At 61.1% G+C, this 6,118-nt stretch carries 7 protein-coding genes; 6 read left to right on the top strand and 1 reads right to left on the bottom strand.

The genetic code is table 11. The features are described 5' to 3' along the window. From HLUSI_RS34375 to HLUSI_RS0119490, 6 genes are all read left to right on the top strand, one after another. A partial coding sequence (locus HLUSI_RS34375; protein ID WP_238534044.1) for a hypothetical protein occupies positions 1 to 280 on the top strand: 280 nt, incomplete at its 5' end. A 284-nt stretch (positions 281 to 564) separates the two neighbouring features. Then, positions 565 to 1,539 (top strand): Bug family tripartite tricarboxylate transporter substrate binding protein, encoded by a 975-nt coding sequence (locus tag HLUSI_RS0119510; protein WP_029363788.1) that lies wholly within the window; start codon positions 565 to 567, stop codon positions 1,537 to 1,539. A gap of 131 nt (positions 1,540 to 1,670) precedes the next feature. Further along, positions 1,671 to 2,147: a tripartite tricarboxylate transporter TctB family protein gene (locus HLUSI_RS0119505; RefSeq protein WP_016835547.1), complete on the top strand. Its 477-nt coding sequence runs from the start codon at positions 1,671 to 1,673 to the stop codon at positions 2,145 to 2,147. Between the two features lie 10 nt (positions 2,148 to 2,157). Then, positions 2,158 to 3,651: a tripartite tricarboxylate transporter permease gene (locus HLUSI_RS0119500; protein WP_016835546.1), complete on the top strand. Its 1,494-nt coding sequence runs from the start codon at positions 2,158 to 2,160 to the stop codon at positions 3,649 to 3,651. Between the two features lie 30 nt (positions 3,652 to 3,681). Further along, positions 3,682 to 4,743 carry an Ldh family oxidoreductase gene (locus HLUSI_RS0119495; RefSeq protein WP_016835545.1) on the top strand — a complete coding sequence of 354 codons (1,062 nt, stop codon included), beginning with the start codon at positions 3,682 to 3,684 and terminating at the stop codon, positions 4,741 to 4,743. 123 nt (positions 4,744 to 4,866) lie between these two features. Then, on the top strand, positions 4,867 to 5,778 hold the full coding sequence (locus tag HLUSI_RS0119490) for a FadR/GntR family transcriptional regulator (protein ID WP_016835544.1): 912 nt from the start codon (positions 4,867 to 4,869) through the stop codon (positions 5,776 to 5,778). 113 nt (positions 5,779 to 5,891) lie between these two features. On the opposite strand, the gene HLUSI_RS0119485 is transcribed toward HLUSI_RS0119490, so the two are convergent. After that, positions 5,892 to 6,118: C40 family peptidase (locus HLUSI_RS0119485; RefSeq protein WP_016835543.1), on the bottom strand; the 227-nt coding region annotated here is incomplete at its 5' end.

The raw sequence follows: 6,118 nt of genomic DNA, 5'->3' as shown, positions 1-6,118 counted from the left end.
CCGGCGCATGCGCGGCTGCGGAACGATGGAATTACACCCCCGGCTAGCTAAGTTCTTCAATGCCTGTCTCCAGTGCTGCGGTATGGTCCGCCGGCAGTTTCTGCTCTTGTATTTTTTATGCGTGCAAACCGGTGGTGAAAATGTATTCAGCAACGGCCTGCGTCGTCAAGATGCCAGCGAGTCTATTTCAGCATCCGGACTTTGGTCAAGTGGTAATACCAGATTTGTCATACATCTTTTCATTGGCGTCTTACGCATGTTTTCATTCATGCCTCCATGATGCCCAATGGTGCGTTGCGGCGTAGATGAATTATTTTCGTGCATGCTTTTCGGCCTTGACAGTGAGGGGGTGATATGAAATTCTTTTCTCGTTCTGGTAAGACCACATGACCGCTTGACAAGATTTTGTCAGGAAACAAAAGCAAGAAAAAATAAAGGAAATACCAGCACGGGAGACGGATAAGCCGACACAGATCGCGCTGCATGGTTCATCGGCGGATTTGCAATGAATCCGTACGCAACAGGCGAAACTGCCTGCTTTTACCATCAAACGGAGGAGAGACAATGATCGGAATACGTAGAAATCTGTTGAAGACAGTCATCGCCGCAGCCGCGGTTTTAAGCTTTGGTGCTGCGCATGCGGCATGGCCGGATCGGCCGGTGACGCTGGTCGTGCCGTGGGGCGCAGGCGGCGGCACCGACGCCACTGCACGTATCATCGGCGCGTTGCTGGAAAAAGAACTGGGCCAGCCCGTCAACGTCGTCAACCGCACCGGCGGCAACGGCGTGGTGGGTCATCAAGCCATCGCGGGCGCCGCCCCGGACGGCTACACCATCGGCCTGGCCACGGTGGAGATCGCCATGATGCACCATCAGGGCCTGACCCAGCTGAGCTACAAGAATTACACGCCGATCGCGCTCATGAATTTCGATCCGGCCGCGCTCACCGTCAGCGCCGAATCACCGTACAAAACTTTCGACGACCTGCTCAAGGCAGTCAAGGCCAATCCCGGCAAGCTCAAGGCCTCCGGTACCGGCCAGGGCGGCATCTGGCATCTCGGCCTGGCCGGCATGCTGAGCGACCTCAAGCTGGAGCCGACCGCAGTGCGCTTCGTGCCGTCCAACGGCGCCGCGCCGGCGATGGTTGATCTGGCCGCGGGCGGTGTCGACATCGTCGCCGCTTCGCTGCCGGAAGCGCGTTCCCTGATCGATGCCGGCAAGGCGCGTCCGCTGGTGATCATGGCCAACGCACCGGCCGCACTGTATCCCAAGGTGCCGACGCTGAAGAGCCTGACCGGAAGCAACTGGACCATCGGTGCCTGGCGCGGCATCGTCGCGCCCAGGAACCTGCCTGCCGATATCCAGACCAGGTTGGCCGGACACCTGCAGAAAATCTACAACAGCAAGGAGTACAAGGACTTCATGGGTGGACGCGGCTTCGGCACGATGTATGCCGACTCGGCCGAGTTCGGCAAGTTCATGGAGAAAAGCGACAGCGACATGGGGCAGATCCTGAAGACCCTGGGCATGGCGAAGTAGCCAGCTTGCGGACGGTCCCGGTTGACCGTCCGCGCGTATCTTTTTTCGCGCGGTTTCACATCACGTCACGTGGCATGTGACGAAGATGAGGAGCCATGATTGAATCCGCCGTACCTCCGAACTCTGCTGCCATGAAAATCAACGATACCGTTTCCGGAATCCTGCTGGCGATATTCGCCGCCGCGATTTACGTCTACTCGGCGAACCTGCCCACGATGGCCCAGCAGATCGGGCCGGGCCTGTTCCCTCAAGCGCTGGCCGTAGCCTTCCTGATCTGCGCGATCCTGCTCATGGTCAAGGGCGTGCGCGAAAGGCGCGCTTCCGGCGAAAGCTGGGTCAGCCTGCCCGAATGGGCCGGCGAGCGGCGCGCCGTGTTCGCCTATGCGCTGGTGCTGTTGTCGCTGGTGTTTTACATCTATGCCTCCGAGCCCCTGGGCTTCCTGCCGACGGCGACCATCCTGCTGCTGTCCTTGTTCGCAACCTTCGGCGCACGCCTGGTGGTTGCGCTGCCGGTCGCCCTCGCCAGTGCGCTGGGCATCCACTACATCTTCTACAAACTGCTGAAGGTCCCGCTGCCGTGGGGTCTTCTCAAGTCCGTGGCCTGGTAAAGGAGCGACCATGCTTGCCAATATCTATACCGCCTTCGGGTTGGTGTTTGACCCTTACGTCCTGGCGGTGATTCTCGGTTCGTCCATGTTCGGACTGTTCATGGGTGCGATTCCCGGCCTCAGCGCCACCATGGCCGTGGCCTTGCTGGTCCCGGTGACTTTCTTCATGCCCCCCGTGCCGGCGGTGGCGGCGATGGTATCGGCCACGGCGATGGCGATTTTCTCGGGCGATATCCCCGGCTGTCTGTTGCGGATTCCGGGCACGCCGTCATCGGCAGCCTATACCGATGAAGCCTATGCCATGACGAAAAAGGGGCAGGGCGAAATCGCGCTCGGCGCCAGCCTGGTGTTCTCGGCGGTGGGCGGTTTGTTCGGCACCTTCGTACTGATCCTGGCCGCGCCGGTACTGGCGGAGCTGGCGCTGAAGTTTTCTTCGTTCGAATACTTCTGGCTGGTGCTGATGGGCCTGACCTGCGCGATTTTCATTGCGTCGGACAATGCGCTCAAAGGTTTCGTCTCGCTGTTCATCGGCATGTTCATCGCCTCCATCGGCATGGGCAATCCGGCCGGCGTGCCGCGCTTCACGTTCGACAACGCCGACTTGCTGAGCGGCGTGTCGCTGGTGCCGCTGATGGTCGGCATGTTTGCGATGTCCGAGGTGCTGCGCTATGCGGTTTCCAAAGACCAGGCGATGACCATCCCGGACGGCAAGGTCGGCAACGTCTTCAAGGGCATGTGGGCATTGACGGTGAAATATCCGAAGTCGATCCTGCGCGGCAGCGTGCTCGGCACGCTGGTCGGCATCTTGCCCGGTGCGGGCGCCGACATCGCGGCCTGGATGTCCTATGCGATGAGCAAGAAGATGTCGAAGGAGCCGGAGAAGTTCGGCACCGGCCACCCGGAAGGCATTGTCGAGTCGGGCGCCGCCAACAACTCGGCGCTGGCCGGCGCGTGGATTCCGGCGCTGGTGTTCGGCATCCCGGGCGACTCGATCACCGCGATCGTGATCGGCGTGCTGTACATGAAGAATCTGAATCCAGGTCCGATGATCTTCGTCGAAAATCCGGTCTCGATGTATGCGATCTTCATCGTCTTCATCCTCGCCAACCTGCTGATGCTGCCGCTGGGCTACTGGTGCATCAAGGTGTCCAAGCGCATACTCGGCGTTCCGCGTAATCTGCTGATGCCGTTGATCCTGTTGTTCTGCATCGTCGGTTCGTATGCCACCAACAACAGCGTGTCCGACGTCGGCATCATGCTGGTGTTCGGTCTGCTGGCTTACCTGATGGAAGAGAACGGTTTTCCGGTCGCGCCGGCGGTGCTGGGCGTGGTGCTGGGCGGCATGCTGGAAGAACATTTCGTCACCTCGATGATCAAGGCCGATGGTGAATTCCTTGCCTTCTTCAACCGGCCCATCGCCGGTACCTTGGGCGTGGTGACGATATTGCTGTGGCTGTTGCCGCTGGTCATGCGCGGTTTGCGCAAGAAGCCGGTAATCGCATGAGATTTTTATAACGAAAGGATGGTTTGCAACATGGCTGCACCCGAACGTTTTTCCGCCGTCGAACTCAAGCAGTTCTCCACCCAACTGCTGCAAAAGGCCGGCCTGCCGCTGGAGCCTGCCGCTTCGGTGGCGAGCACGCTGGTTGACGGCGACCTGCTGGGCCACGATACCCACGGCCTGGCTTTGCTGGCGCCGTACGTGAAAGAAATCGAGAAGGGCGGTATGACCACTTCCGGCGAACCGGAGGTGGTGTCCGACCGTCCCGCCGCGCTGGCCTGGGATGGCCGCCGCCTGCCGGGTCCCTGGCTGGTGCACCAGGGCATCGATGCCCTGATCCCCAAGGCGCGCGACTATGGTACCGCCTCGCTGACCATCCACCACAGCCATCACATCGCCTGCCTGGCGGCCTACCTGCTGCGCGCCACCCAGGAGGGCTTCATGATGATCCTGGCCAGTTCCGATCCGGCGGTGCAGAGCGTGGCGCCGTTCGGGGGCACTCAGGCGGTGTTCACGCCGAATCCCATCGCCGCCGGTATCCCGACTTCGGGTACGCCGTTCCTGGTCGATATTTCCGCCTCGATCACTACCAACGGCATGAGCAATCGCCTGCACAAGGCCGGCCAGCAATTTGAAGAAGAATGGCTGCTCGATGCACAAGGCAACGCCAGCCGTGATCCCGCCGTGTTCGCCGCCGATCCGCCGGGTACGATTTTGCCGCTGGGCGGTTTGTCGGCCGGTCACAAGGGGTTCGGCCTGGCGGTGCTGATCGAAGCGCTGACCGGCGGCCTGTCCGGCTTCGGCCGCGCCGATCCGCCGGCTGGCTGGGGCGCCACCGTATTCATGAGTTTGTATGATCCCGCGGCGTTCGGCGGCGAGGCGGCGTTCAAGCGGCAAATGGATCACATCGCCGAAGCCTGCCGCAACAATCCACCGCGACCCGGAGTGGAAAAAGTGCGCATGCCCGGCGACCGCGGCATGGCGCGCCGTGCGCAGCAGCTGGAGCAGGGGGTTGCGCTGCATCCGACGATTGCACCCGGATTGCGCGAGGCTGCACAGCAATATGGTCTGAGTTTCCCGGCAGCGCTGGGCTGATTGCTCTTCATCACCCTTCATCGCCCGTTGCTGCGTTGGCGGCGGCGGGCGGCAAGCTGGTCATTCGCTTGTGGTGAGATACAATCCGGCGCCAAGATTAAGAATTTTTCATCGGACCTCCTTATGCCAATTGAAGCGATCGAACCGCAGCGACTGTACCGCCAGATCAGCGACCAGCTGCGCAAGCTGATTGTCGACGGCGAATTCCCGGTCGGTTCGCGCTTGCCGTCGGAGCGTGATTTGTCGGTGCAGCTCGGCGTAAGCCGGCCGTCGCTGCGCGAAGCCCTGATCGCGCTGGAAGTCGAAGGCTACATCGAAGTCCACATGGGCTCCGGCATCTATGTCTGCCCGCCGGTGCAGCGCGAGCGGCGCATCGATCTCTCCAGCGAGGAAGGCCCGCTGGAGCTGATCCGTGCGCGCGCCATGCTGGAAGGGGAAGTCGCCTATGCCGCCGCCAAGAATGGCAAGAAGGCGCAGATCGACGCGATCGAAGAAGCGTTTCAGCAAATGATCGAAAACACCAGCGCGGGCGCCAATCCGCTCGAAGCGGATCGCCTGTTCCACATTCGCGTGGCCGAAGCGACCGGCAACAGTGTGCTGGTCGGGCTGGTGACGCAATTGTTCGATGCCCGTCTGGGACCGCTGTTCGATCGCCTGCACAGCCACTTCGATACCATCGAGGTATGGAACGACGCGATCGAAGAACATTCGCGCGTGATGAAAGCCCTGCGCGCCCGCGATCCGGAAATGGCGCGGCAAGCGATGCGGCGTCACATGGATATCGCGTTCAAGCGCTACAGCGCCAGTCTGGTAGGGCAGGCCGCACAGGGCAGGAGTGCAGCACAGATCAAGAAGAAAAAAGCCGGACCGGTGAAAGAAATCGGCATCGTCAAACCGGACGCGAAGAAGGCCGCGCTCAAGAGCACTCCGGTAAAACGCATAACCAAACCGGCTGCCGTAAAGAAAACGTCGGCGCCGAAAGCCGCAGTCAAACGCGCACCGGCCCCGGCCAAACGTCGCAGCGCACGCGCCTGAGGCAAGCTATCCCAGCTTGTCGTGGGACAGCTTGAAGTCATCCAGGCAGCGGACATCATGATGAAGAGTTCCGGCGCGGCGCGCGGGCGTGTGGTCCATGCGCTTCGTCTCCGCTAGTTGAAGTAAGCCCTGGCCATTTCAAAGCGCGGTGCGAAATACGGATTGTCCATCCGCGAGATATGCACCTTGCCGTTGCCCGACGGTGCATGCACGAACCGTCCGTCGCCGATGTAGATGCCGACATGCGAAAACGGCCGGTTGAGGGTGTTGAAGAACACCAGATCGCCGGGACGCAGATTGGATTTGTCGATCTGGCGTCCCTGGCGCGCCATGTCGGCCT

It is taken from the genome of Herbaspirillum lusitanum P6-12 (assembly GCF_000256565.1).
Taxonomy (GTDB): Bacteria; Pseudomonadota; Gammaproteobacteria; order Burkholderiales; family Burkholderiaceae_D; genus Herbaspirillum; species Herbaspirillum lusitanum.
This window is presented reverse-complemented; position numbering and strand designations above follow the sequence as displayed.

Bases quoted from the DNA above. Each gene is read 5' to 3' on its own strand.
- HLUSI_RS0119510 (WP_029363788.1), top strand. From the start codon at position 565: ATGATCGGAATACGTAGAAATCTGTTGAAGACAGTCATCGCCGCAGCC.
- HLUSI_RS0119505 (WP_016835547.1), top strand. From the start codon at position 1,671: ATGAAAATCAACGATACCGTTTCCGGAATCCTGCTGGCGATATTCGCC.
- HLUSI_RS0119500 (WP_016835546.1), top strand. From the start codon at position 2,158: ATGCTTGCCAATATCTATACCGCCTTCGGGTTGGTGTTTGACCCTTAC.
- HLUSI_RS0119495 (WP_016835545.1), top strand. From the start codon at position 3,682: ATGGCTGCACCCGAACGTTTTTCCGCCGTCGAACTCAAGCAGTTCTCC.
- HLUSI_RS0119490 (WP_016835544.1), top strand. From the start codon at position 4,867: ATGCCAATTGAAGCGATCGAACCGCAGCGACTGTACCGCCAGATCAGC.